Annotated in this window: 1 protein-coding gene; it reads right to left on the bottom strand. The window is 45.3% G+C overall.

The features are described 5' to 3' along the window. Positions 1 to 97: 97 nt before the first annotated feature. The coding region (locus EOS_RS42885; protein WP_047898325.1) for an EAL domain-containing protein at positions 98 to 329 on the bottom strand (232 nt) is incomplete at its 5' end.

Genomic DNA, 329 nt, shown 5'->3' with positions numbered 1-329 from the left:
ATGTACCTGGATCATAATTGAAACAAAAAGGTTAAAAAGTTTGAGCTGGCTCGCACAAACCAGCACTTTTTAAAGTTTTGTAATCAGTTTGGGGTAGCTACTTTTCTTCCAGGTAACTCTCTTCGAAGATTTCAATAGGGAGTGGGCGAGCAAAAAGGAAGCCCTGGGCAATACCAACGCCCGCTTTTGCCAGCCAGTCGCGTTGTGCTTCAGTCTCCACGCCTTCGGCAATCATTTGTAAGTTCAGGCTCTGCGCCAGCATGATAATTGCAGCAATCATGCTGCTATCTCCCGGCAAGCCTTCAACAAACATTTTGTCGATTTTCAGT

It is taken from the genome of Caballeronia mineralivorans PML1(12) (assembly GCF_001028175.1).
Lineage (GTDB): Bacteria > Pseudomonadota > Gammaproteobacteria > Burkholderiales > Burkholderiaceae > Caballeronia > Caballeronia mineralivorans.
This window is presented reverse-complemented; position numbering and strand designations above follow the sequence as displayed.